Origin of the sequence: Shewanella decolorationis (assembly GCF_004354305.1) — a bacterium.
Lineage (GTDB): Bacteria > Pseudomonadota > Gammaproteobacteria > Enterobacterales > Shewanellaceae > Shewanella > Shewanella decolorationis.
In genome coordinates this window covers 1,445,731-1,471,102 of sequence record NZ_CP037898.1, presented here as the reverse complement: position 1 = coordinate 1,471,102, position 25,372 = coordinate 1,445,731, and the positions used below count along the sequence as shown (strand labels likewise).

Genomic DNA, 25,372 nt, shown 5'->3' with positions numbered 1-25,372 from the left:
GTTTGCCCTGCTGTTTGGCACTAAAAAAGCCCAATAACAGGTCTGACCATTAAAGTGTGATCTGATTCTAACTTCTTGTCAGCAAGTTTTAAACACCTGTTTGTTTTTTTAACACTAGCCAAACCCTTAGGGAATTCTTTACCATATTCGTGGTCTTAAGCCCACACACGTATTTTCAATCGATATTTTCAACCTAAAAAACGAGTAGCATCATGCCTTTGAGTCGCTTCCACGCATTACGCACTTACCTAAATAAGGTTGTTTTAGGGCAGCCAGTGTTGACCGAAAACCTGCTCATTGCCCTCATTGCCAATGGCCATTTATTAGTAGAAGGCCCACCAGGTCTTGCTAAAACCCGTGCAGTTAAAGCCCTCTGCGACGGTGTGGAAGGGGATTTTCACCGGATCCAATTTACCCCTGACCTGCTACCCGCCGACCTTACGGGTACGGATATCTATCGCTCACAAACTGGCACCTTTGAATTTGAGGCGGGCCCGATTTTCCATAACCTGATCCTCGCCGATGAAATCAACCGCGCGCCGGCTAAGGTGCAGTCGGCATTATTAGAGGCCATGGCCGAAGGTCAAGTGACCGTTGGCAAAAACAGTTATAAGTTGCCACCGCTCTTCCTCGTGATGGCGACACAAAACCCCCTAGAAAACGAAGGCACTTATCCGCTGCCCGAAGCCCAGCTCGACCGCTTTTTAATGCACCTGAATTTGGATTATCCAAGTGGTGACACTGAAATCGAAATTCTACGTCAATCCCGTAAGGAGGCACTCACTCACGAGTTGCCAACCACTGAGCCGATTGCTCAGGCGGATATTTTTGCCGCCCGTGATGAAGCGATGGAAATTTATCTGGCCGAACCGCTAGAGAAATACATAGTCGAAATCATTATGGCGACCCGCCAACCCGCGCGTTACAGCGACGAGCTGGCAAAATGGTTAGAGTACGGTGTGAGCCCTCGCGCGACGATTTCGCTTGAGCGCTGCGCCCGCGCCAGAGCTTGGTTACACGAGCGCGATTTTGTCTCTCCCGAGGATATTCAAGCCGTTACGCCCAATGTACTAAGGCACAGACTGCTGCTGAGCTATCAAGCGCAGGCCGAAGGTGTCAGCCGCGACCAAGTGATCAACCATATTTTAACTCAGGTGGCCGTTCCTTAATCGCATGGCAGGTCTGAATACACGGGCTGATAAATCCTAGGTAACTGAATCGCTTTGTATGAGTAGCTTTGAATGAATAACAGTGCGCTAAACGCATCCCTACACAGTGATGGTAATCCACATGGCTTGCCATTGTTTGCCGACGGGCTGCATTTAACCGAGAAAGAACTGCTCGCCTGCCAGACGATTGCGCGGGCTATTCCTGAGCGTCACAGTCGGGCACGTGCCAATATGGCGGGACATCGCAGCAGTTTAATCAAAGGCCGCGGGATGGAATTTGCCGAAGTGCGCCATTATCAACAGGGCGACGATGTCCGCACCATAGACTGGCGCGTGACCGCCCGCACTGGGCAAACCCACACTAAGCTATTTATTGAGGAGCGCGAGCGCCCTATCCTGCTGCTGCTCGATTTAAGCCAGAGCCTGTATTTTGGCTCGAGTTTATTATTGCAGTCGGTACAAGCGGGACATTTAGCGACCACGCTGGGTTGGAATGCCATCAACCACGGTGACAGACTCGGCGCCTTAATCGCCTGCGAATCTGAGCATTTAGAGTTAAAACCCCGCAGTCGCCGCCAAGGGATATTGCAGCTCATCTCAGGATTGTGCCGAGTGCACGAGCAACAACTCAATCAGCTCGGCAGTCATCCTCGGGATCCTGACCATATCCTGCGCGCCTGCCAGCGCTTGCAACGTATCGCGAAACCGGGCTCATTGATTTGGATTATTACAGATGGCAGCCATTTTACGCCGCAATGTATAGCGCCGCTGACAGAACTTAAGCGCCATTGTGATATTGGCGCCTATCTGGTGACCGACCCACTCAGGCAGGGCAACCTCAACTTACCCAAGCAGTTTAGTTTGCCGGTTCGCGAAGGGGACCAAGATTTAGTGCTGACTCGCGACAGTTATCAAGCATGGCTTGGGCTGCAACAACAGCAGCAGAATGACTTTATCGCCATGATGCAGAAGCTGAAGGTGCGTACCCAATTTATCGACGCGGGTTTACCCCTTGCGCAGCAGTTAGCCTTACTGCAATAACAGCCCGGCAAATAAGTGAGTAATAGTAGACAGTGCAACATAAAGCATAAGTGAGTCCAAAGCGTGAACCCACAAACTCTAAATCCAGCCTTGGATAAGGCTGCCACGCCAAATCCCGCTTTGGCGGATTTACAAGATATTATTCTCCCCGACCCGATTGGGGCTTGGCCATGGGCCATAGGCTATTGGTTAGCACTCGCTATCCTGTTGGTGTTGTTGATTGCCGCAATTCTTTGGCTCAAAAAACGTGCCGCCTACTTAGCGCCTAAAAAAGCCGCCCAAGGTTTATTTGCAGCACTTGATCCTCATTCGAGCCAGTATCCCTCTGACGTGAATCAGCTGCTAAAGCGCACCGCCTTAAGTTATCTGCCAAGGGAAGTGATAGCGAAACTCGACGGCCCCGCGTGGGCAACTTGGTTAGATAGCCATCTGCCCGCAAAGCAGCGCGGCCGCATTGGGCCCTTATTGGAAAAACGCCATCAGGCTAAACCACTCAGCGCCGAGGAAGCCCGAGAGTTACAGGCCCTCGCCCGCAGCTGGTTTGCCTCAAAAGCCAAATTAAGCGCACCGATAATACACACTGCTGCAAGCCAAAACCCGACGTCGTCAGCAACAGTCACATCGGCACCAGCAAAGCCTGCGGAGGAGCAATGTTAACTGTCGCATGGCCTTTGGCATTGATTTTACTGCCTTTACCTTTTATTTTTTGGCGTCGCCAAACGGTGCAAGCCGAGGGTGGCCGCCTACAATTGCCCGGCATTAGCCAAACGGGCAAGGCCAATATCACTAGCCACAGCCGCCAAAGCCGCAAGCGCTATTGGTTGATGTGGAGCTTGTTAGTGCTTGCTATCGCCCGCCCACAATGGCTTGGCGATCCGATTGAACTACCAAGCCAAGGGCGGGATCTGATGCTGGCGGTGGATTTATCCGGCAGTATGCAGATTGAAGATATGGTGATTAACGGCAAAGTCGTTGATCGTTTTACCTTGATCCAACACGTGGTCAGCGAGTTTATTGAGCGTCGCAAAGGCGATCGTATTGGTTTGATTTTATTTGCCGATCACGCCTATCTACAGGCACCTCTCACCCAAGATAGACGCTCTGTCGCCCAGTTTTTAAAGGAGGCGCAGATTGGCCTTGTCGGTAAACAAACGGCGATCGGCGAGTCGATTGCGCTCGCGGTCAAGCGCTTCGATAAAATGGATGAGAGTAACAGAGTATTGATATTATTGACTGACGGCTCAAATAACGCCGGTAATATCGATCCTGAGCAAGCGGCCCAAATCGCTGCTAATCGCAAAGTGACAATTTATACCGTTGGCGTGGGTGCCGATGTCATGGAAAGACGCACCCTGTTTGGTCGTGAGCGCGTCAATCCATCGATGGATCTCGATGAAAACCAACTCAAGCACATTGCCGATGTTACCCATGGCCGCTATTTCCGCGCCCGTAACAGCCAAGAGCTGGAACAGATTTATCAAGAAATTGACAAACTTGAGCCCGTTAGTCGCGATCAACTCAGCTATCGTCCTCAAGCGGAGCTATTCTATTGGCCGCTCGCCCTCGCGCTGCTCACCAGCATTTGGATAGCCTTGGGTCAGTTATCACTGTTTTCGCGGACTAAAAACCCTGTTCCATCAGCAACACCACGGGGGGATGTTCGTTAATGAGCCTGCATTTTATTCGTCCAGAATGGTTACTCGCCCTGTTGCCACTCACCATCATCCTGTGGGCGCTATGGCGTCAACACCAGAGTAATAGCGCCTGGAACCGCTATATTGCGCCGCATTTGGCCAAAATATTGGTCACAGAAGGCACACAAAAATCTCGTCGACCACTGCATATCTTGGCTTTCACTTGGGTGATCGCCACCTTGGCCTTAGCGGGTCCGGCGCTCAATAAGCAAACCTTGCCCGTTTTTGCCGCCGAGCAAGGCCGAGTGTTGGTGATGGACATGTCAGTCTCCATGTTTGCCACCGATCTGGCGCCCAACCGCTTAACCCAAACCAAGTTTCGGGCGACAGATTTGCTCCGCGGCTTAAAAGAAGGCGAAACCGGCCTTATCGCCTTCGCTGGCGATGCCTTTACTATAAGCCCGCTCACCCGAGACACGGGCACGCTGCTTAATTTATTACCCACCTTAAGCCCTGAGATTATGCCAGTGTTGGGCTCAAACCTAGCGGCCGCCCTAACCCAAGCTAAAAATTTACTGGTACAGGGCGGGCATCTGCGTGGCGATATTATTGTGATGACAGATGGCATTACCCCGAGGCAATTCGATGAGGCCAACTCGGCCTTAGACGGTAGCCAATATCGCCTTGCGATTATGGGATTTGGTAGCCCTCAAGGCGCGCCAATCCGTTTACCCGATGGCCAATTACAGCGGGACAGCAGCAATGAAGTCGTTGTCGCGAAAACCGACTTTGGCTTGTTGCAAAAATTAGCCGATAACCATAATGGCATCATGATCCCCAATCGGGCCGATGGTCAGGATTTAGTGCAGTTGCAACATTGGTTAAGCGACAGTGGCGATGCCAAAGCCACGGATCTCGATGGGGAAACCTGGCAGGATCTCGGCCCTTACCTCGCCTTACTCTTACTCATCCCTGCCCTGCTGAGCTTTAGGCAAGGCATGCTCGCGAACTGGCTGCTGATGGGATTCGCTGGCCTATTGCTCGGCGCAGCCCCGCAGAATGTTCACGCCAGTGTATGGGACTCGCTCTGGCACACCAAAGATCAACAGGCGATGCAGGCCTATCAAGCCGAGGATTACGCCAATGCCGCTCAAAAATTCGAGACGCCCCAATGGCAAGGCGCGGCGCAGTACAAGGCGGGCGAGTACGAACAGGCGCTAAAAAACTTTGAGCAAGATAGCTCGGCTAATGGCCTGTACAATCAAGGCAACGCGCTGATGCAACTTGGTAAACCCGATAAAGCCAAGGAGCGTTATCAGGCCGCACTCGACAAGCAGCCCGATTTCCCACAGGCCAAAGCCAACCTTGAGTTAGCAGAGAAATTGCTGAACCAGCAACAATCGCAGCAAAATGCTGACAATCAAGATAAGCAGTCTCAAGGCGATCAAAACCAACAGGGACAGAATCAGAACGATCAGCAGCAGGGACAAAACCAGCAGCAGGGTCAGCAGGGAGATCAACAATCCTCGCAAAACGACCAAGCTCAACAGCAGTCTCAAGAGCCGCAGTCCCAACAGCAAAATCATCCTGACCAAGCGGACGACAAACCGGCGCAGGAGCAAGAGTCTTCATCCGAGCAGAGTAATCCTCAGCAAGGCGAACAGGATAAACAGCAAGCGAGTGATGATAAGGCCAAGCAAGATCAGCAAGATGAACTGCAGGAACAACAGCAGGCCGAGCAACAAGCCAATCAGCAAAACCGCGCCGATAACAATGCAGAAGATAAAGAAGATCCAGCCAGCAACGAGGCCAAAATGCAGGCACAGGTCGAGGATGATAAGTCCAAAGCCGAGCAAGAACAGCAACAGGCTATAGCGCAAAAAGCGGATAAAGAGAAACAGGCGCAGGCGGATAAAAACCCAGACACCGCGATTGAGTCTGTTGAAGCGCCGCCAAGTAACAGCGAGCCTTTGCCCGCGGAGATGCAGCGAGCACTGCGGGGCTTGAGTGAAGATCCACAGGTGTTGCTGCGTAACAAGATGCAACTCGAATATCAAAAACGCCGTCAAAATGGCCAAATATCAAGGGATAACGAACAGTGGTGATCAGACAATTTTTTATCCTCCTCACGCTTTGCATCGCGGTCATTCAGCCCGCCTTTGCCCTGAGCAAACTCGAGGCGTCGGTCGATCGCAATCCGGTGATGGAGGGAGAGTACTTTGTGCTCAATGTGAGTGCCGATGATGAGGTCGACACAGGTAAACTCGATACCTCTATCCTGCTTAAGGATTTTATCGTGGGTCGCACCAGCGTGAGTCGTAGCACCCAGATAATGAACTTCGATGCGGTTAAAGAGACACGCTGGCAAGTACTGCTAGCCCCAAAACAAAAGGGCCAACTGACCATTCCATCCTTTAGCATTGATGGCGTCAGCTCCGCCGAAATCCCCCTCAAGGTCGTCGAAGCGGGCGCACAACCTGAGCAGGCCAAGAATCTGTTTATCGATGCCAAAGTCTCGACCGATGAGGCCTACGTCGGCCAGCTTATCACCTACAAAGTGAAGCTCTATCTTGCGGTCGAACTGCAACGGGGTGTACTCAATGCCCCCATTATCGAAGGCGCACAAATTAAGCAAATCGGCGAAGATAAAGACGGCTCAGAGATCATCGAAGGCCGCCGTTACCGCGTGATTGAACGCACCTATGGCATCATTCCCGATTTACCCGGCCAAGTGAATATCAAAGGCGCGACCTTTTCTGGCGATGTATTAGTGGAATCCCAACGCCGTGGCGGCATGTTTGGCTTTAACGAGAGCCGCCCAATGCAAGCCGGCGCGCCCTCCTTAAGCATCCAAGTCGAACCTGCGCCAACTAGCTTCCAAGGCCAATGGCTTGTGGCCGACTTAGTGGTATTAAAAGAGAGTTTTCCCGAGGATGTAAAAGAGTTTACCGTCGGAAGCCCTATTACCCGCACGCTCACCTTATTGGCCTCCAATGCCGATGAGAATAGCCTGCCGGATATCACGCAAAATCTGCCGCCGGAGCTTAAATCCTATCCCGAAAAACCCCAGCGCCAGAGCTTTGTGCGCGATGCGCAGATAGTGTCCCAATACAGTATTACCTCGGCTATCGTCCCCAGTAAGGCGGGCACTTTTACCTTGCCCGAAGTGAAAGTGCCTTGGTGGAATCCGCATCTTAAACGCCAAGAAATGGCAACCCTGCCCGCCCGTACCATTCAAGTAAAAGGTGGCGCCGTGGTCGATGCGCCGATCGAACCCAACTGGCAAGCAAATATCAGTGCCAATAATGAAGGTAGTTGGAGTGCTAATCTGTTTGCCCTACTGTGGCTGGTGACATTAGTTGCTTGGGCGATTACCTTTGTCGCTTGGCGCCGCGCGCTTAAGCGCCAACTAACGGTCAATACACAAGTCGCATCACAACCGCTCACTCTTGGCTCTGGCCTTAAGGGCTTAGAGCAAGCCTGCGCTAAAGGCAATGTCAGTGATATTTTGCAGCAATTGCAGCAATACTGTAGTGAACAGGCCGCTCGGCCCATGACGCTCGATAAAATTGCGGCGCAGTCGAGCGAGTTAGCAGAGGCGATTCGTCAGCTACAAGCCTTGGCCTACGGCGGCAAAGCCAATAGCGACGCCCAACTCGAAAGCGCTGTAAAAGCATTGTTAAGCGCGGTGAAAAGCGGCAAGCTACACCCTATGGCGCAGCAATCCACGCCATTACAACCGCTGAACCCCAATGGCTAAACACAGATGGATAAATCAAAACGACGCACGGCTTAATCGAATGAGTAAGGTGTAATCTTTTGAATCGTAAAATAAAAAGAAAATATCAAAAAAATGTTTGCTAACTGGCGAAAGAAATCCGTCGAGCCTGCGGTCTCTTCTGACATGCTGAGCAAACAACGACGATACAACAGCCTAGTCAAGGTGCTGCACGCCGATATCTTCCGATATGCCTTTTGGTTATGCGGCGATAAGCAGGTGGCAGAGGATATAACCCAAGAAACCTTCTTGCGGGCATGGCGCTCTTTAGATTCCCTACAGGATGATAAAGCGGCGAAGGCTTGGCTGATCACGATTCTGAGGCGCGAAAATGCCCGTCGATTCGAGCGCAAACAATTCGATTACGCCGATGTCGAGCAAGAGAGTTTAGAAGATCACATCGCCTCCAGCACGGAAGAGCAAACTGAGCAATATTGGTTGAGGCGACAAATCGCTAAGCTGGATATTGAATATCGGGAACCCTTATTACTGCAATTGATTGGTGGTTTTAGTGGGGATGAAATCGCCCAACTATTGGAACTAAATCGTAATACCGTGATGACGCGTTTATTTCGGGCGAGGAACCAATTGAAAGAATTACTTGAGAAAACTGAGGTAAGAGGCCAATCCAATGGATGAGCTTAAATTTAGACGTCAAGCTTATGAAGATCCTCATAATCAAGATCCTGAGTTTGTTGCGCAAATGCAGGAAAGCGCAGAAAACCAAGCATTTGTTGCTGAGCTTAAACGCTTAGATACCAAACTTATCAATGCTTTAAAAGTGGATGTGCCAGAGGATCTCGCAGATAAACTCATTCTGCGCCAACAACTACAGCAGCACCATAAGCAGCGCCGTCAAACGGGCTTTTTAGTCGCCATGGCCGCGTCCATTGCCTTTATTGTAGGGATCAGCTTTAGTTTATTGCGCTTAGGTCCTGTGGATTTAGCCGAGCATGCCTTAGCCCATGTTTACCATGAAGGCGTGGCTTTGCAGGTGGATCAGAATGTCGATTTTACCCAAGTAAATGCACAATTAGCCTCGATGAATAATCTAGGAAACGCTAAATTTACTGAGCAGCCCGGTAAGGTCTACTACACCTCTTACTGCGATTTTCAAGGGGTTAAGAGTCTGCATTTAGTGCTTCAAGCTGAAAAAGGCAAAGTCACTCTGTTTATTGTGCCGATTGAAAAACGCATGGTGCTGGACAACACCTTTGCCGACGGTAAATACCAAGGTATGGGCTTTGAGGCCGGTGATGCATACATTTTGCTTGTGGGTGAAGATAAGACCGACCTTAGCTTCGTAAAAGACGAAATCAAGAACACCTTTATCTAACCTATTAATATCAAATCCTTTCTTATACCGACCTCCGATCTTTTCTCATGCTAGGAGGTCGGATTTCGATCACATCTTTATCTACTAATGGGTTCTTGCTCAAACATCTGGTAGCATGCTTGCCACTTTTAATAATAACAAGATGGGACAAAGACAATATGACGATTGAAACCCCGATTTTAATCACATTTGTTGGCTATTTAGTATTGATGATGGGCATAGGATTTTGGGCTTACCGTGCCACCGATACTGTTGATGATTATATTTTAGGTGGCCGTAAAATGGGCCCCGGCGTAACCGCGCTCAGCGTGGGTGCCTCCGATATGTCAGGCTGGTTACTCTTAGGTTTACCTGGCGCCGTTTACTTAGGCGGCTTAGGCGAAGCCTGGATTGGCATTGGCTTAGTGGTCGGAGCTTGGCTTAACTGGTTGTTTGTGGCTAAACGTCTGCGCATTTACACCCAATTAGCGGACAACGCCCTCACCCTGCCCGACTTCTTCGAGAAACGTTTTCACGATAAACAGGGCTACCTCAAACTCGTCTCTGCGGTAACGATTCTGGTGTTCTTCACCTTCTATGCATCCTCAGGCATGGTGGGCGGCGCCATTTTGTTCGAAAAAGTCTTCGGCTTAGATTACAACGTTGCCTTAGTAATAGGTTCGGCCATCATTGTTGGTTACACCTTTATTGGCGGCTTTTTTGCCGTGAGTTGGACCGACTTTTTCCAAGGCTGCTTAATGCTGATAGCCTTGCTGATCATTCCCTTTGCAGTGTTTTCTCACCCTGAGAGCCATGCGGGGATTGAGTCTATCGACCCAGCTATGTTGGCACTTATCAGCGACAAAACTACTGTGATCGGTCTGCTATCACTACTCGCATGGGGACTGGGTTACTTCGGTCAACCGCATATTTTGTCGCGCTTTATGGCCATTGGCAGCGCCGAGGCATTACCACTTTCTCGCCGTATCGCCATGAGCTGGATGATTTTATCCCTCATGGGCGCCTTAGCTACTGGTTTGGCAGGTTCACTGTATTTTGCTAATCAACCGTTAGCCAATGCCGAAACCGTGTTTATTCATTTAGCGCAAGCCGCCTTTAATCCTTGGATTGGCGGATTACTGATCGCTGCAATTCTGTCGGCCATCATGAGTACCATTGATTCACAGTTATTAGTGTGTTCAAGCGTCATCACCGAAGACTTTTATCGCAAATGGTTACGACCTCAAGCGGATGATCGTGAGCTGATGATGGTAGGTCGTATGGGTGTACTGGCCATTGCTGTGATTGCGGGCATCATCGCCTTGAATCCTGAAAGCAGTGTATTGAGTCTTGTAAGCTATGCGTGGGCAGGTTTTGGCGCTGCCTTCGGTCCAGTGGTGCTCCTTTCACTCTTCTGGAAGCAATACAGCCGTAACGGTGCAATTGCGACCATTATTGTCGGCGCATTAACGGTCGTATTTTGGAAGCAGCTCAGTGGTGGCATTTTCGACCTATACGAAATCTTACCAGGATTTGTGTTCGCTATTATCGCAGGGGTTGTTGTGAGCAAGATGTCTCGCCCAGTAGAAGCGATCACTGCAGAATTTGAGCAGTTTAAATCCTCGTTGTAACAGCAGAAATTATTTCTGAGAAGGTAAAAAGCGTACAAGTGTACGCTTTTTACAATTTGTATAATTTAATTAACCTTTCGCCCATTACAAATAATTAACCTTAATTAAAACCCTCGCCTTAAATAAAAACCATAGATACCAAGCATCTGGCCAGACCATTCACTCACTCTAAAGTACGATCACGTTTTAATTAACTGTTATTTAACAATTTTTACATCTGGTCGGACTTGTTGAGGTTACACACAATCCCTAACATGCCGAAGATTATAAAAGGATTTGCGCGTTGTTCCGGCGACTAGGACCGAACAAAATCCAATACCAAAATAATGAGAGAATAATAATGAAATCATTCAACAAGACGCTGCTTGCTGTTGCCGTTGCACTGACGAGCTCACAAACTTTCGCTTCGGGTTTCCAATTAAACAGCCAATCAGCCACAGGTATGGGCCGTGCTTTTGCTGGTGACGCAGTCATCGCCGATAACGCTTCTGTGTTATCGCGTAACCCAGCAGCGATGGCATTATTCGATAAAGATGCAATCTCTTTTGGCCTAACCTATGCCGATATTACTGTTGACGTTAAAGACGTGAACTTTGCAGGTGGCGCCTATGACTTAGGCAGCATCGACGATGCGGGTAGCTCTAAAGTTATCCCGAACATTTTCTACATTCACCCAATCGACGATAAGTTAGCCGTAGGTTTTGCTGCATTCTCTAACTTCGGCACAGGTACCGATGCCAGCTCACTTTCGAAGAATTTACCAGCAGGCTCACCAGCACCTTATGACCTACTTGGTGAAACTGAAGTCACTACAGTTAACTTCAACGCCAGCGTGTCATACCGCATCAACGATATGTTCAGTATCGGTGCGGGTCTGGATGCCGTCTACGGCGAAGGCCGCTTAACCCGTAATATGGGCACTACGCCTCTGGTTGACGTAGACGCTGACGGTTGGGCGTTTGGCGGTATCGTGGGTGCTACTGTTGAATTAGATAAAGATAACCGTTTCGGTATCAGCTACCGTTTCAGCCCAACGGTTAACGTTAAAGGCGACATCAATACTATCACCACTAAAGATTTATCTGCTGTTGGTTTAGGTTCAAAAACGATGCTCGCTACAAGCTTTGATAGCTTAGATGTACCGTTAGCGGATATTTTCCAAGTTGCAGGCTTCCATCAGATCACGCCTAAGTTTGCACTGCACTACACTGCGCAGTACACCCAATGGGGCAACTTTGATCAAATCACTGCCAAAGATGGCGTTGCCACTATCATGCCAGGCCAAACGGGTGCTGGTACTCAACTGCAAGCTGGTGATGTCGCACTGAAAGAATACCAATGGAAAGATTCATGGTTATTCAGCCTAGGTGGTACTTACACCATTAACGAACAATTCACCGTTCGTGCGGGTTACATGCATGACCAAGGCGTTGTGGACGAAATCAGCTCAATTTCATTCCCAGACTCTGACCGTAACTGGTACACAGCGGGTATGAGCTACCACATCAACCCACAAAACATCCTTGATTTCGGTATCGCGTACATTAAAGGTGAAGAAGTTCACCTGATCGAAAACAGTGCTATCACAGGCCCTGTTAACGCCGTAACCGAATCAAAAGGTATGTACTACTCAGTACAGTACAGCTACCAGTTCTAAGCTCTCATCCTCAAAAAAGCCGCAATTTTGCGGCTTTTTTGTATCTTACGAATTTATTGCCTAAAGTTAATTCATCTTCCACTCACAATGTCACCCTTATGGCAAAAGTCATTGGACTTGGTGGTATTTTCTTTAAAAGCACCGATCCTGTTGCATTAGCAACTTGGTATAAAACTCATCTACACATTCCCATTGAAAATTGGGGCGGCGCGGCTTTTTATCATAATGATAAACCCACACCCGGTTACCATGTATGGACTCCATTCGACCATAACACCAGCTATTTTGCCCCAACTGATAAAACCTTTATGTTCAATTTCATTGTCGATGATCTAGAGCAAGCACTCATTCAAATCACTCAAGGTGGTGGCGAACAGATTGGGGAGATTGAAGACTCTGAATTTGGTCGTTTCGGTTGGTTTATCGATCCCGATGGCAATAAAGTGGAATTATGGCAGCCAAGCCCAATACCACCAGCCAACTAAGTTGTTCTTAGTATGCGACTTTTGCAACAACAGATTTTCAATCCTGTACGGCAGCTGAGCATTTAGTATTAAGCGCTGCGCTTTTCATTTTTACCTATGCACAAAACCGAATAATTGCAGTAAGGTAGCCTAAGGAATCCCATCGAGAGCATCTGTTATGCAAAAAAATTATCTACTCTCCGCATTATTACTTGGCGGTTTTTTATGTGCAGGTATGGTCTATCTTGGTCAAAGTGCCAGCTCAGCATTATTAGAGATGAAAGCCTTAGAGCGCACAGTCACGGTTAAAGGCTTAGCCGAAAAAGAAGTCAAAGCCAATATCGCTATCTGGCCGATTAACTTCACCGAAGTCGACAATAATCTGCCTAAACTCTATGAAACAGTGCAGCAAAAAACCGACAGAGTGGTCGCCTTCCTTAAAGAACGTGGATTTAGCGACAGTGAGATTACGGTGTCATTGCCATCCATTGAAGATCGTCAGGCCCAAGGCTATGTCGACCCCAATGTAAGGTATCGTTACTCGGCTAAGATTAATCTCTCCGTCTATACCTCGCAAATTGACTTAATGCTAACTACACGTAAGCAGATGATTAATTTAGTTAAAGAAGGCATTGCTATCGCCAGCCAAGACTATGAGAATCGCACTGAGTTTTTATTTACGGCACTCAATGATGTCAAACCCACCATGGTGCAGGAGGCGACGCAAAACGCGCGGGAAGTGGCCGAAAAGTTTGCCAAGGACTCACAATCTCGCCTTGGCAAGATTAAGAGTGCCAGCCAAGGCCAGTTTACGATTTCCGATCGTGACAGCAGCACGCCTTATATAAAACAAATTCGCATTGTTTCAACTCTGACCTATTATTTAAACGACTGATATTTAAGCCGCTCTGATTGCGGCTTAAAAATGATGACGATGGCGATTGATGTAAGGGAAGATTCATTCGCCTTTTCCCCTATATTAGTAAAATCGATTACATTAATTTTTTCTAATAAATATTAATTGCCTATTGAAACCAACTCCATTAGAATTTACTCATGAATTATTTTTGGGATGATTTAGTATGGCTGCAATCTCACGTACTCTGTTCACATTATTAGCATTTTCTGCCTTTACAGCGCAGGCATCTTCTTTAGAAACCCTCGAAGTAATAAGCAAGCCCTACGCGAATTGGGTGACTTTAGATGCCAATATTGAGGCTGTAAAAGCGGCAACTGTATCAGCACAAACCTCAGGGCGAATTGTTAAGCTCAACTACGATGTCAATGATGTCGTACCTGAAGGTGCGGCCTTACTCGAGATCACCAGTAAAGAGCAAGGCGCTGAACTGGCAAGCTATGAGGCCGATCTCGCCAAAGCCACCGCGCTAAACGTGGAGGCGCAGGCCCAATATAAACGCTATAAAGAACTCTTCCCCCAAGGCGCGATTTCGAAAGGCGCTATGGATGAAGCGACCGCCAATGCCAAGGCCGCCGAACAAGCCGTGAGTGCGGCTAAGGCCCGAGTTATCAAGGCAACTGAGTCGCTTAAATATACTGTAGTATCGGCCCCATTTAGCGGGATTGTTACCGAGCGTTTAGTTGAGTTGGGTGAAACCGTGAGTGTCGGTCAACCGCTACTGTCCGGTTTTTCACCCAGCCAAATGCGCGCCATCACCCAAGTGCCGCAGCGCTATATTCAACAGCTAAAAAGTGCCCCCGAATTTTTAGTCCGCTTAAATGATGGTCGTGAAATCCTCTCTAAGGATCTCACCATCTTTAGTTTTGCCGATCCCGTTAGCCATAGCTATCAAGTGCGGATTAACCTGCCAAAAGATGAACCCAACTTGCAACCCGGAACTTGGGCCAAGGCACTATTTAAAAATGGCGAGCGAGAAAAAATCCAACTACCGACTTCAGCGCTAATCACCATGAATGAACTCAGTAGCGTTTACCTGAAAAAAGGTGAGCAATTTGTGCTTACTCAGGTACGAGTATCAGAACCTGTCAATGGTGAAGTAGAAATACTCGCAGGACTTAAATCCGGAGATATTATCGCCATGGATGCTTACCAAGTGTTGCTTCAGCAAAAGCAATAAATTCCCTAGCGATATCAATTTGATGAGGTTGTTGAATGAAACACGCTACTGAATCTTCGACGTCACTTGGCATTTCGGGTCGGATTGCGGCGGCATTCCAAAACAGTGCCATCACGCCACTGCTGGCGCTGTTAGGCTTACTGCTCGGCTTATTTGCCATTTTGGTGACCCCCAAGGAAGAAGAACCGCAAATTGACGTCACTTTTGCCGACGTCTTTATCCCTTTTCCTGGCGCAACCCCGACCGAAGTTGAAAACTTAGTCACCCTGCCCGCCGAGCAAGTGATTTCCGAAATCAAAGGGATAGACACGCTCTATTCTTTCTCCCAACCCGATGGCGCGTTAATTATCGTGATTTTTGAGGTCGGCGTAAGCCGCAACGATGCCATTGTGAGTCTTTACAACCAGATTTATTCCAATATGGATAAACTGCCTCAGGGCGCAGGTGTTGGCGAGCCATTGATTAAACCACGCGGTATTGATGATGTACCTATTGTTAGCCTGACCTTATGGTCCAAGGATAAACAGGTATCGGCTGAACAACTCACCCATGTGGCACAAGGTTTAGAAACCGAAATCAAGCGTATCCCTGGTACGCGGGAAATATACACCGTTGGCCAACATGAAATAGTGGCAAATGTACGTATCGATCCTGCCAAAATGAATAGCTTTAATCTCACCTACGACAAGTTGAGACAGAGCCTGAATGACAATAATCACATCTCGATGCCTGCATCTTTAGTGCAAGGTAATCAAGAGATTAAGGTTCAGGCAGGTCAGTTTTTACAATCTATCGATGATGTAAAACAGCTCGTGGTGAGTATTTCACAGGATAAACAGGGTAAACCCATCCCCGTTTATTTGGCTGACATTGCCGACATCAGTTTAAAGAGTGATATTCCCACTCAAAGCGTTTGGCATAGTGACAAGACAGATATTTACCCCGCAGTGACCATAGCCATTGGTAAGCAGCCGGGGCAAAACGCCGTTGATATTGCCGATGCGACGCTTGCACGCATTGCTAAGGTCAAGAATGTGTTGATCCCCAACAATGTCGAAGTGACTGTTTCGCGCAACTATGGTGAGACGGCGGCAGATAAATCTAACACCCTTATTCTTAAGCTGATTTTTGCCACCAGCGCCGTTGTCGTATTGGTATTTTTAACCATGGGTGCCCGCGAATCACTGGTGGTCGGTGTCGCCATTATTATCACCTTGGCGATCACCCTGTTCGCCTCCTGGGCGTGGGGATTTACCCTTAACCGCGTTTCACTCTTCGCGCTGATTTTCTCCATCGGGATCTTGGTCGACGATGCCATTGTGGTGGTGGAGAATATCCACCGGCACATGGCGCTCGGTAAAAAATCCTTTAGCGAACTCATCCCCGTTGCGGTCGATGAAGTCGGCGGCCCAACAATTCTCGCCACCTTTACGGTTATCGCCGCCCTGCTGCCCATGGCATTTGTGTCGGGATTAATGGGCCCTTATATGAGCCCCATTCCCATCAACGCCAGTATGGGCATGCTGATTTCCCTGGTGGTCGCCTTTATGGTGACCCCATGGCTGAGTCGTAAGTTGCTCAAACAGCACAGCGGCTCGGTGACTGATACCGCACACAGCAGTGATGCCGATGCTCAGATGAACGAGAGCAAAATGGTGCGCCTGTTTACCCGTTTAATCGGTCCCTTCCTGCTGGGTAAAGGTGCCCGTAAAGCACGGATTGGCCTCGCTGCCGGAGTCTTTGTACTCATCGGTATCGCCGTGGCGCTGCCTGTGGGTCAGCTCGTGGTGTTAAAGATGCTGCCCTTCGATAATAAATCCGAGTTCCAAGTCATGGTGGATATGCCTGAAGGCACGCCTGTGGAACAAACCCAGCGGGTACTTCAGGATTTAAGTCGCTACCTTGCCACTGTGCCCGAGGTGGAACATTTGCAGCTGTATGCCGGCACCAATGCGCCAATGAACTTTAACGGCTTAGTGCGCCACTATTTTCTGCGTCACAGCCAAGAGCTAGGCGACATACAGGTCAATCTAGTCGATAAAAAGCATCGCAAACGCGACAGTCACAGCATTGCGCTGGCGGTACGTGAAGAATTGCAGCATATCGGCGCTAAATATCAGGCCAATGTGAAAGTCGTCGAAGTACCACCTGGCCCGCCAGTCTGGTCGCCGATTGTGGCCGAAGTCTATGGTCCAAGTCCTGCGATTCGCGAACAAGCAGCCTATGATCTGCAGGCACTTTTCCGTGAAACAAAAGATGTGGTCGATATTGATATCTTCTTGCCCGCAGCGCAGCAAAAATGGCAGGTGATGATCGACCGCTCTAAAGCTAGCCTGATGGCGGTGCCCTATAGCAATATCGTTGATTTAATTGCGACTTCCGTTGGCGGCAAGGATGTGAGCTATTTGCATATCGCCCAGCAAAAACAACCCGTGCCTATCCGCCTGCAACTGCAAGAAGGGGCCAAAATCGATTTAGAGCAAGTGCTGAATATGAAGCTACAGAGTCAAACGGGCCAATCTGTGCCCGTGTCTGAGCTGGTGACCATCAAGCGCGGTAACATCGATGCCCCTATCATCCATAAGAATATGATCCCTATGGTGATGGTGGTTGCCGATATGGCAGGTCCGCTCGACAGTCCGCTCTATGGCATGTTCGACATGGCGGGCAAAATCGACGGCGAAGGTGGCTTAGGTTTCGATCAGCATTATATCCACCAACCAACCGGGCTAGACTCAGTCGCCGTGCTCTGGGACGGGGAATGGAAGATCACCTATGAAACCTTCAGAGATATGGGCATTGCCTATGCGGTGGGCATGATTGCAATTTACTTATTGGTCGTCGCCCAATTTAGATCCTATCTAGTGCCGCTTATCATTATGGCGCCAATCCCTCTGACAGTAATTGGAGTCATGCCTGGGCATGCCCTACTCGGTGCGCAATTTACCGCGACGTCGATGATAGGCATGATTGCCTTGGCGGGGATTATTGTCCGTAACTCAATATTATTAGTGGATTTTATCAATCAGGAAACCGCTTCAGGCGTTCCCTTTGAGCGGGCCGTAATTCACTCGGGCGCCGTGCGGGCCAAACCCATTATGCTGACCGCTTTGGCGGCCATGATAGGCGCCCTATTTATTCTGGATGACCCGATATTCAATGGGCTTGCGATCAGTCTGATTTTTGGGATTTTCATCTCAACACTACTAACGCTAATCGTTATCCCAGTGCTTTACTACGCGGCGATGAAAAATCGCATAAACTTAATTCAAACAAACGACTAACCCACAATAGGCAGCTATTGTGCTGCCGCTAGGAGCAAGATATGTCACTCGAACGCAGCATTATGGCTTTTGCCGGATTTATGGTGTTACTGTCTTTGGTATTAACCGCTTTTGTACACCATAACTTTATGTGGTTAACGGCCTTCGTTGGCGCTAACCTATTCCAAAGCGCTTTTACGGGTTTTTGCCCCGCAGCTATGGTGTTACGCAAGTTAGGCGTGAAATCCGAGGCTGAAATCGCAAGACAGGGTTAATGCACAATTGCAAAGGAGAAAGTCAGTGTTCAACCAGCTACTGTATCGTAGTAAGAGCTTACTCGGGGTCGCTCTCTTGAGTCTATCATCACTCGCCTTAGTACCCAGCGCGGCAAGTGCCGCCGATCAAGAACCCAAAGTCGCATGGGCGAAAATCGCTGCTGGCGCTATGGTATTAGACGTGAGAACGCCTGAGGAATTTGCCGCAGGTCATTTAGCCAATGCGGTTAATATTCCCTTTGAGCAAGTCGCAACAGAATTTGCGAAACGCGGTATTGCCAAAGATGCCCCGGTGGTCTTGTATTGCCGCAGCGGCAGGCGCAGTAGTATCGCGACCGAAGCACTCGTTGCTGCAGGTTATACTCAAACCTATAACGGTGGCGGTTATCAAACTTTAGCGGGTACTCAACCGAAAACGGAGTAAGTCACTCATTTACTTTCACCCCAAAAGCGCCATTTGGCGCTTTTGGATTTTATCTTCGTCATTTCTCCCGCCGCTATTCAGCCCATTTATTATTCTATTCCTTGCCCAAATAAGCCAATAAATTGGCAAATGCCAAACCCTCGACGCCAAAATTCAATAAAATCGCATAATCAATCACTTGAGCAAAATTCATCACTCAAATAAAACTAACACTTAATATTTTTAAAATATGTAATTCCAAAAAAATATAAGCATATTTTTCAGAATTTTATATCAAAACCATTCTTTATTAACACTTAAAAATAGCTTAAAGATTCGCTTTTCCTTATTCACCTTTTCCACATAAAAAAACATAAATAGTTAAAAACAAAGGTTACAACTTGTTACATATGACTATTTATTCATTTAGTCTGATTATGTACATATTGCATTTTACCAACCACCATACCATTAACAATTATTTTACAACACGTTACAACAAAGATAGATTCACCAAATGAGTAGCATCTGAGTTGTAGTTATTCTTTAAAAGCACAAAATAATAATGATTAACACTAAATTGAACATGGAAGAAAAACATGAGAATCAATAGAACCTCAAAAATAGTTCTAAGCTTATCCAGCTTAGCTATTGCGATCTCAGCAGGTGTTAATGCGGCACCAGAAGCACCTGGTTTTGCCGCAGCAATGCAATCACAGACCTCTCCTCTGCCAAAACGTTATATTGTTAAATTTAAAAATGCTGATGCCCCCGCAATGATGTCTGAGGGCAGCTTACAAGCAAGCGATCAACTGCAAACAACCATGAATTATCAACCTCAGGTTGCAGAAGTGAGCGCACAACATAGCGTGTTGAACAAGGCAAAAGCCAAGGAAATGAAACGCATTGGCCGCAGCAACAGCTATTCGGTCAAGTTGGATAACAATGCATTAAAGACATTAAGAGCGCGTGCTGATGTGGAGTATGTTGAGGAAGACATGCCACGCCGCTTTTTAAGCGAAACAACCCCTTGGGGGCAAACCTATGTGGGTGCGACTCAATTAAGCGATAGCCAAGCGGGCAACCGTACTATTTGTATTATCGATTCAGGTTACGACCGTGGCCACAGCGACTTAAGCGGTAACAATGTCACTGGTACCAATAACTCAGGCACAGGTAACTGGTATGAGCCAGGTAATAACAATGCCCACGGTACTCACGTTGCAGGTACTATCGCAGCCATTGCCAATAACGATGGTGTGGTTGGTGTAATGCCAAACCAAAATGCCAATATCCACGTGATTAAAGTGTTTAACGAGGCTGGCTGGGGTTACTCTTCATCGCTCGTTTCTGCCGTAGATACTTGTGTGGCTAATGGTGCCAATGTTGTTACCATGAGCTTAGGTGGTGCAGGTTCGAGCACGACTGAACGTAATGCTTTAGCTGCCCATTATAACAACGGTGTACTATTAATCGCCGCTGCCGGTAACGATGGTGACAACACCCATAGCTATCCAGCCTCATACGATGCAGTGATGTCGGTCGCTTCTGTTGATAGCCATAAAGATCACTCAGCCTTCTCGCAATACACTAACCAAGTTGAGATTGCAGGCCCAGGTGAAGCGATTCTATCAACCGTTACCCGCGGTGAAGGTCGTTTAGCGGATATCACTATCGGCGGTCAATCTTACTTTAACTCTGGTGTGGTGCCGCACAATCGCTTTACACCATCGGGCACCAACTACGCGCCAAATCCATTTAATGGTACAGCAACTGCGACCTTAGCCGAATGTACTGTTAACGGCTCAACCTTCAACTGCGGTAACATGACCAACAAGGTGTGTTTAGTTGAGCGTGTGGGTAACCAAGGTACTTCGTATCCAGAAATCAATGCGGTAAAAGCCTGTAAGAATGCGGGTGCCAGCGCTGTAATTGTTTACAGTAATAGTGCTCTACCAGGATTACAAAACCCCTTCCTCGTTGATGCGAATAGCGAAATCAACATGGTGTCAGTGTCTGTTGACCGTGCAACCGGTTTAGCACTGCGTAACCAGTTGGGTGCAACGGTTACTGTCAGTAACCAAGGCAACAAGGATTACGAGTATTACAACGGTACATCGATGGCGACACCACACGTTTCGGGTGTAGCGACCCTAGTGTGGAGCTACCACCCAGAGTGTAGCGCAGCCCAGGTGCGTAATGCGCTCAAGCAAACCGCTGAAGACTTAGGCACTGCAGGCCGTGATGACTATTATGGTTATGGTTTAGTGAATGCCGTTGCTGCCAAAGCCTTCTTAGATGCGTCTTGTAATGGCCCAACAGATCCTGTCGATCCCACACCTACAGATGGCGTATTGGTTAATGGTGTACCTAAAACAGGTTTAAGCGGCGCTGCCAGTGAAGAGCTGCATTTCTCATTTGAAGTGCCACAGGGCGCGACTAACCTAGGCTTTGTAATGAACGGTGGCACGGGTGATGCTGATCTATACGTACAGTACGGCGCAGCGCCAACGACCTCAAACTACGATTGCCGTCCATACAAAGGTGGTAACAGTGAATCTTGCCCAATCAGCAACGTTCAATCTGGTACTTACTATGCGATGGTAAAAGGTTATTCGGCCTTCAGCGGAGTGTCTTTAACAGCAAGCTATACCAATCCTAGTGACGGAGGAACACCTCCAACTGCGCCATCAAGCTATAGCAATACCGACAACTACAATATTCCTGATAATAAAACAGCAGGGATCACTAGCCCAATTACAGTGACCCGCACTGGTAATTCAGGCACAGTGACTGCAGTGGTTAATATTGTTCATCCTTATATCGGTGATTTAAAAGTGCAATTGATCAGCCCAAGTGGTCAAACTTCAACATTGCACAATAGAACAGGTTCTGGCACTGACAATATCAATAAAAGCTACACAGTTGATATGACGGGTGTTGAATCTAGCGGTGTTTGGAAGCTAAAAGCAATTGACGCAGCCCGTGGCGACGTTGGCTATATCGATAGCTGGGAATTGAAATTCCAATAATCAAAACGAAAAAACATCAGAGCCTGCAATAGCAGGCTCTTTTTTTATTGATAATCTTTAAGCATTTTGGGCTCGATAAGCACGCTGTGCTCATTGTCCGATAACCAGACTTGCCCTTCACTGATAGACGCCTGCAGCGACATAGTGCGGCTCACTAACGCCTCCATCGCCGTCACCGACTCTTCGGCAATATTCCATACTTTCAAATTTTTATAACGTTCTAGAGCCACTTGATTTTGTTTCCACCAAATGGGCACACTACGGCCACCATAAGCGAAGAGCTGTACTGCTTTGGCTCGGCCGCTCGCCTTACGTAGCCATTTTTCATCGGCTTGGCCAAATTCAATCCACAGGTCCACTTCCCCAGAGAGACTCTTGTCCCACAGCTCAGGCTCATCGTCGACGCACAATCCCTTAGTAAAACTTAAGGTCTCAGAAGCGTTTAGGATAAAGGCCAACAAACGCACCATCATGCGGCCATCGGTTTCGGAGGGATGCTGCGCTAACGTCAGCTGATGATCTTGATAATAACCTCGGTCCATATCAGCGATCTGAAGATTGACCTTAAACACTGTCGCTTTGAGAGCCATAGCACGTCCTAAGCTTAACGATAAAAATAAACGGCGAGTCTACCTAAGACTCGCCGTTAGCTCAAACAAACTGCGATTAAGCAGACTAAATCGCACCTGGGCGTAAATGCTTAGCCACCGGAAAATGCGCCTTAAGTTGCTCAATCTTCTGGGTATCAGCAACCAACAGCATCCGTGAGCCTTGCTCATATTCACGGCTGATATCACTCAGCGCAGGGAGCGCTGCCCGATTAGCATCGCGGCGCACCAACTCAGCCAAGTTATCGGCTAAACTGACTTCGCTGTAAATCCAGTCGAGGCGCTGCAATAACGGCATCGCCGCCAGCGGCAATAACTCGACAGGCGTGGCCTCGTCCAATAGCAGGATTTCCCCGCGGCTGACGATATTATTAAAAGCATTTTGATAATGCTCTGGGGTGCGCGCATCAAACCTATCGCCATTGGTGTCGAAAAAGCGCTCCCAAAACAATCTTCGCGTCGCGGTTTTAGTAAGTCTTTGCTGTACTTCGAGACGCTTGTCGGCTACAAAGTCGAATAAGGGTTTAAGGGATTGCGGCAGGCTGGTCTCTAACCTTGCTCGAATGGTTCGCGCAAACACGGGCGCCGCCCCCGCCGTGCTGATCGCCACCACAAGGCGCCCCCTGTCGACAATTGAAGGCGTAATAAAGCGGCAATAGGCGGGATTATCCACAGCATTAACCCAAATTCCACGCTCGGTGGCTAAGGTAGCCAATTCAGCATTAAGCTTATCGTCCGCGGTCGCTAGATAGATAAGATCGTAGTTTTGGATATCCGCCTGAACCACCGACCGTTGTGAAAGCAGGATCCGCCCCTTATCTGCAAAGGCTTGTACCTCAGGATTCACCTCGGGCGCAATGACATGGATATTGGCTTCAGTGCGCGTTAATAACGCCAGCTTGCGGCTAGCCACATCACCGGCCCCCACCAACAGAACATTTAAATTAACAGTATCGATAAAGAGTGGGAAATATTGCATGTCACTCGCCTGTAAGAAGTCAAACCGGATATAAATTAATCTTGCACCACGGGTAGTTGGCGTTGGATCCAACCCTTGTAACCGCCAATTAAAGAAGCAACTCTGCTATAGCCCATAAGCTGTAAACTGCTTGCAGCCAGTACAGAGCGTGCACCACCCGCACAATAGAGTAATAGCGGAGTGCTTTTATCGGGAAAACGCTGTTCAACGTCGCGCTCAATAGTGCCGCGGCTCATGTGTTTCGCCTGCGGCAGATGATCCTGCAACCATTCATGATCTTCACGGACATCAATTAGTACCCAAGTGTCGTCGGCTTGATAGGTCTCAATGCTCACTTCAACGACATGGGGACGAACAGATTCGACAAGAGCGGAAAAAGCACTGGACGGATGCATCACATACTCCTTAGATAAGAGATTGAATGACTTAGCGAATATTGCTGAAGTGTAATTCGCTAAGTGATGGGACGCAATCTTTGCCACTGTGGGCGTGGGACAAACTAGAGATTAATTATGACTTTCGCTACGCTCGGCGCTGCAATGCCAACACAATTCAAAACTGCCCTCGTTCATCTCGTGGCATTGTAAACACTGCCACTGAGGGCTAATCACATCCAAGCCACTAAGCTGTGCTTGTGCTTTTGCAAGTTGTGACTCATACACCCAAAGCTCGATATTGTGCAACCCAGCAGGCAACTCACCTATACCGCCGAGCAAGGCCTCGCCACGCAACTCAACATGAATGCCACAGGCTTCTAATAGTCCCTTCCATGTATGGGCCTGTAACAGGTTTCCACCAGCAATTAATGTTTTACGTTCTTCCATGCGACTTCCTACTGCATTTATCTTCAAAAAACTAGGCAGCCGACATCCTACAGTGAAATAACTTAGCCTGTCGAGTGCTGTTTTTTACATCAGTTGTTAATAAATTTAACATTTACGTTTTACAGCATTAGTCACTATAAAGTTGTGAGTTTGCTAGCAGATTATCAAAGGTTGAAAAATCTAAGCTAAAAAAATGCCACTTTAAAAAGTGGCATTTGATATCGAGAATGAGTGATAAGCGGTACTCAGAATGGCCTACGGCATCATTGATGGCTGATCAGCACCTTCTTTCTCGACTTCAACTGGCATCATATGCTCACGGCAAATGCCCAGTTTGATCGCAAGGTAACTTGCTACGTAGATAGAAGAATAGGTACCGACGAAAATACCCAACAACAATGCAGTCGCAAAGCCGTGGATCATAGTGCCGCCCTTCAGGAATAACGCCACAACGGTCACCAGCGTCGTACCGGTAGTGATAATGGTACGACTCATGGTTTGAGTAATAGAAACGTTGACCACTTCTTCTGGCTCGCTCTTACGCATCTTGAGGAAGTTTTCACGGATACGGTCAAACACAACTATGGTATCGTTGAGTGAGTAACCCACAACCGTTAATACCCCCGCCAATACAGTCAGGTCGAATTCCAATTGGAATAAGGAGAACACCCCTAAGGTCACAATCACGTCGTGGGCCAGCGCTGCTACTGAGCCAAAGGCTAAACGCCATTCGAAACGGAAAGACACGTAGATCATGATACAGATAAGCGCGACCAATACCGCTAAACCGCCCTGCTCAGCCAACTCTTTACCCACTTGAGGACCGACGAATTCAACCCGTTTTTGTTGAACGCCCGCATCCACTTGTTGGGCCGCAGACATCACAGATTTCACCTGTGCATCGCTGCTCACCCCTTCTTTAACAGACAGACGCACCAATATGTCACGGCTCGAACCGAAGTTTTGTACCACTGCACCATCTAACTCAGGTGCAGACAGTTTCGAACGCAGCACGTTCAAATCAACGGGTTGAGTAAACTCCATCTCAACCACAGTACCGCCGGTAAAGTCTAAGCCCCAGTTAATGCCTTTAGTCGCCAAGGACACCAGCGAGCCCAATACCAAAATGGCCGACATAATGCTGATAGGCAGCGCATGACGGAGGAAGTTAACCGTACGTTTTAAAGATAAAATTTCTAACAT

22 protein-coding genes are annotated in these 25,372 nt (G+C 48.2%); 17 read left to right on the top strand and 5 right to left on the bottom strand.

The window, feature by feature from the left end:
• Positions 1-212 precede the first annotated feature (212 nt).
• The 17 genes from EYR25_RS06635 (at position 213) to EYR25_RS06555 (ending at position 21,758) form a co-directional block, all read left to right on the top strand.
• Positions 213-1,169 (top strand): AAA family ATPase, encoded by a 957-nt coding sequence (locus tag EYR25_RS06635; RefSeq protein WP_133178913.1) that lies wholly within the window; start codon positions 213-215, stop codon positions 1,167-1,169.
• Positions 1,170-1,241: 72 nt separating this feature from the next.
• Entirely contained in the window at positions 1,242-2,210 is a 969-nt protein-coding gene (locus EYR25_RS06630) for a DUF58 domain-containing protein (protein ID WP_133178912.1), read from the top strand.
• Between the two features lie 63 nt (positions 2,211-2,273).
• Positions 2,274-2,867, top strand: a complete 594-nt coding sequence (locus EYR25_RS06625) for a DUF4381 domain-containing protein (RefSeq protein ID WP_133178911.1) — start codon at positions 2,274-2,276, stop codon at positions 2,865-2,867.
• The gene (locus tag EYR25_RS06620; protein WP_133178910.1) at positions 2,861-3,877 is read left to right on the top strand and encodes a vWA domain-containing protein; all 1,017 of its coding nucleotides are present in this window, start codon (positions 2,861-2,863) and stop codon (positions 3,875-3,877) included. The genes EYR25_RS06625 and EYR25_RS06620 overlap by 7 nt, the downstream gene beginning before the upstream one ends.
• Positions 3,877-5,949 carry a vWA domain-containing protein gene (locus EYR25_RS06615; protein WP_133178909.1) on the top strand — a complete coding sequence of 691 codons (2,073 nt, stop codon included), beginning with the start codon at positions 3,877-3,879 and terminating at the stop codon, positions 5,947-5,949. Before EYR25_RS06620 ends, EYR25_RS06615 begins: the two co-directional genes overlap by 1 nt.
• On the top strand, positions 5,943-7,604 hold the full coding sequence (locus EYR25_RS06610; RefSeq protein WP_133178908.1) for a BatD family protein: 1,662 nt from the start codon (positions 5,943-5,945) through the stop codon (positions 7,602-7,604). The genes EYR25_RS06615 and EYR25_RS06610 overlap by 7 nt, the downstream gene beginning before the upstream one ends.
• A 93-nt stretch (positions 7,605-7,697) precedes the next feature.
• Entirely contained in the window at positions 7,698-8,261 is a 564-nt protein-coding gene (locus tag EYR25_RS06605; protein ID WP_133178907.1) for a sigma-70 family RNA polymerase sigma factor, read from the top strand.
• Positions 8,254-8,958 (top strand): DUF3379 domain-containing protein, encoded by a 705-nt coding sequence (locus EYR25_RS06600; RefSeq protein WP_023267682.1) that lies wholly within the window; start codon positions 8,254-8,256, stop codon positions 8,956-8,958. The genes EYR25_RS06605 and EYR25_RS06600 overlap by 8 nt, the downstream gene beginning before the upstream one ends.
• A 158-nt stretch (positions 8,959-9,116) precedes the next feature.
• Positions 9,117-10,568, top strand: coding sequence for a sodium/proline symporter PutP (putP, locus tag EYR25_RS06595; protein WP_133178906.1), 1,452 nt, complete (start codon positions 9,117-9,119; stop codon positions 10,566-10,568).
• A 340-nt stretch (positions 10,569-10,908) separates the two neighbouring features.
• Positions 10,909-12,225, top strand: a complete 1,317-nt coding sequence (locus EYR25_RS06590; protein ID WP_133178905.1) for an OmpP1/FadL family transporter — start codon at positions 10,909-10,911, stop codon at positions 12,223-12,225.
• A gap of 98 nt (positions 12,226-12,323) precedes the next feature.
• On the top strand, positions 12,324-12,710 hold the full coding sequence (locus EYR25_RS06585; RefSeq protein ID WP_133178904.1) for a VOC family protein: 387 nt from the start codon (positions 12,324-12,326) through the stop codon (positions 12,708-12,710).
• A gap of 157 nt (positions 12,711-12,867) precedes the next feature.
• Positions 12,868-13,584 (top strand): SIMPL domain-containing protein, encoded by a 717-nt coding sequence (locus EYR25_RS06580; RefSeq protein WP_133178903.1) that lies wholly within the window; start codon positions 12,868-12,870, stop codon positions 13,582-13,584.
• 187 nt (positions 13,585-13,771) lie between these two features.
• Positions 13,772-14,785 (top strand): efflux RND transporter periplasmic adaptor subunit, encoded by a 1,014-nt coding sequence (locus EYR25_RS06575; protein WP_133178902.1) that lies wholly within the window; start codon positions 13,772-13,774, stop codon positions 14,783-14,785.
• A gap of 35 nt (positions 14,786-14,820) precedes the next feature.
• Positions 14,821-18,069, top strand: coding sequence for an efflux RND transporter permease subunit (locus EYR25_RS06570; protein WP_133178901.1), 3,249 nt, complete (start codon positions 14,821-14,823; stop codon positions 18,067-18,069).
• A gap of 41 nt (positions 18,070-18,110) precedes the next feature.
• Positions 18,111-18,323, top strand: coding sequence for a YgaP family membrane protein (locus EYR25_RS06565; RefSeq protein WP_023267674.1), 213 nt, complete (start codon positions 18,111-18,113; stop codon positions 18,321-18,323).
• A gap of 25 nt (positions 18,324-18,348) precedes the next feature.
• Complete coding sequence (locus EYR25_RS06560; RefSeq protein ID WP_039978418.1) at positions 18,349-18,747, top strand: rhodanese-like domain-containing protein; 399 nt, start codon at positions 18,349-18,351, stop codon at positions 18,745-18,747.
• 578 nt (positions 18,748-19,325) lie between these two features.
• A complete protein-coding gene (locus tag EYR25_RS06555) occupies positions 19,326-21,758 on the top strand; it encodes a S8 family serine peptidase (RefSeq protein ID WP_133178900.1) in 2,433 nt (810 codons plus the stop codon).
• Positions 21,759-21,802: 44 nt separating this feature from the next.
• Here the strand turns inward: EYR25_RS06555 and EYR25_RS06550 are convergent, their stop codons facing one another.
• The 5 genes from EYR25_RS06550 to secF form a co-directional block, all read right to left on the bottom strand.
• On the bottom strand, positions 21,803-22,348 hold the full coding sequence (locus EYR25_RS06550) for a YaeQ family protein (RefSeq protein ID WP_023267670.1): 546 nt from the start codon (positions 22,346-22,348) through the stop codon (positions 21,803-21,805).
• Between the two features lie 85 nt (positions 22,349-22,433).
• Positions 22,434-23,345: a precorrin-2 dehydrogenase/sirohydrochlorin ferrochelatase family protein gene (locus EYR25_RS06545; protein ID WP_133178899.1), complete on the bottom strand. Its 912-nt coding sequence runs from the start codon at positions 23,343-23,345 to the stop codon at positions 22,434-22,436.
• Between the two features lie 35 nt (positions 23,346-23,380).
• Positions 23,381-23,740 carry a rhodanese-like domain-containing protein gene (locus tag EYR25_RS06540; RefSeq protein ID WP_207953675.1) on the bottom strand — a complete coding sequence of 120 codons (360 nt, stop codon included), beginning with the start codon at positions 23,738-23,740 and terminating at the stop codon, positions 23,381-23,383.
• Positions 23,741-23,851: 111 nt separating this feature from the next.
• Positions 23,852-24,169, bottom strand: coding sequence for a putative signal transducing protein (locus EYR25_RS06535; RefSeq protein WP_023267667.1), 318 nt, complete (start codon positions 24,167-24,169; stop codon positions 23,852-23,854).
• A gap of 255 nt (positions 24,170-24,424) precedes the next feature.
• Positions 24,425-25,372 carry a protein translocase subunit SecF gene (gene secF / locus EYR25_RS06530; RefSeq protein ID WP_133178897.1) on the bottom strand — a complete coding sequence of 316 codons (948 nt, stop codon included), beginning with the start codon at positions 25,370-25,372 and terminating at the stop codon, positions 24,425-24,427.

What these genes read in the sequence shown, in the direction of transcription:
- EYR25_RS06635 (WP_133178913.1), top strand. Translation starts at nt 213, where the DNA reads ATGCCTTTGAGTCGCTTCCACGCATTACGCACTTACCTAAATAAGGTT.
- EYR25_RS06630 (WP_133178912.1), top strand. Translation starts at nt 1,242, where the DNA reads ATGAATAACAGTGCGCTAAACGCATCCCTACACAGTGATGGTAATCCA.
- EYR25_RS06620 (WP_133178910.1), top strand. Translation starts at nt 2,861, where the DNA reads ATGTTAACTGTCGCATGGCCTTTGGCATTGATTTTACTGCCTTTACCT.
- EYR25_RS06615 (WP_133178909.1), top strand. Translation starts at nt 3,877, where the DNA reads ATGAGCCTGCATTTTATTCGTCCAGAATGGTTACTCGCCCTGTTGCCA.
- EYR25_RS06605 (WP_133178907.1), top strand. Translation starts at nt 7,698, where the DNA reads ATGTTTGCTAACTGGCGAAAGAAATCCGTCGAGCCTGCGGTCTCTTCT.
- EYR25_RS06600 (WP_023267682.1), top strand. Translation starts at nt 8,254, where the DNA reads ATGGATGAGCTTAAATTTAGACGTCAAGCTTATGAAGATCCTCATAAT.
- putP (WP_133178906.1), top strand. Translation starts at nt 9,117, where the DNA reads ATGACGATTGAAACCCCGATTTTAATCACATTTGTTGGCTATTTAGTA.
- EYR25_RS06590 (WP_133178905.1), top strand. Translation starts at nt 10,909, where the DNA reads ATGAAATCATTCAACAAGACGCTGCTTGCTGTTGCCGTTGCACTGACG.
- EYR25_RS06585 (WP_133178904.1), top strand. Translation starts at nt 12,324, where the DNA reads ATGGCAAAAGTCATTGGACTTGGTGGTATTTTCTTTAAAAGCACCGAT.
- EYR25_RS06580 (WP_133178903.1), top strand. Translation starts at nt 12,868, where the DNA reads ATGCAAAAAAATTATCTACTCTCCGCATTATTACTTGGCGGTTTTTTA.
- EYR25_RS06575 (WP_133178902.1), top strand. Translation starts at nt 13,772, where the DNA reads ATGGCTGCAATCTCACGTACTCTGTTCACATTATTAGCATTTTCTGCC.
- EYR25_RS06570 (WP_133178901.1), top strand. Translation starts at nt 14,821, where the DNA reads ATGAAACACGCTACTGAATCTTCGACGTCACTTGGCATTTCGGGTCGG.
- EYR25_RS06565 (WP_023267674.1), top strand. Translation starts at nt 18,111, where the DNA reads ATGTCACTCGAACGCAGCATTATGGCTTTTGCCGGATTTATGGTGTTA.
- EYR25_RS06555 (WP_133178900.1), top strand. Translation starts at nt 19,326, where the DNA reads ATGAGAATCAATAGAACCTCAAAAATAGTTCTAAGCTTATCCAGCTTA.
- EYR25_RS06550 (WP_023267670.1), bottom strand. Translation starts at nt 22,348, where the DNA reads ATGGCTCTCAAAGCGACAGTGTTTAAGGTCAATCTTCAGATCGCTGAT.
- EYR25_RS06545 (WP_133178899.1), bottom strand. Translation starts at nt 23,345, where the DNA reads ATGCAATATTTCCCACTCTTTATCGATACTGTTAATTTAAATGTTCTG.
- EYR25_RS06540 (WP_207953675.1), bottom strand. Translation starts at nt 23,740, where the DNA reads ATGCATCCGTCCAGTGCTTTTTCCGCTCTTGTCGAATCTGTTCGTCCC.
- EYR25_RS06535 (WP_023267667.1), bottom strand. Translation starts at nt 24,169, where the DNA reads ATGGAAGAACGTAAAACATTAATTGCTGGTGGAAACCTGTTACAGGCC.
- secF (WP_133178897.1), bottom strand. Translation starts at nt 25,372, where the DNA reads ATGTTAGAAATTTTATCTTTAAAACGTACGGTTAACTTCCTCCGTCAT.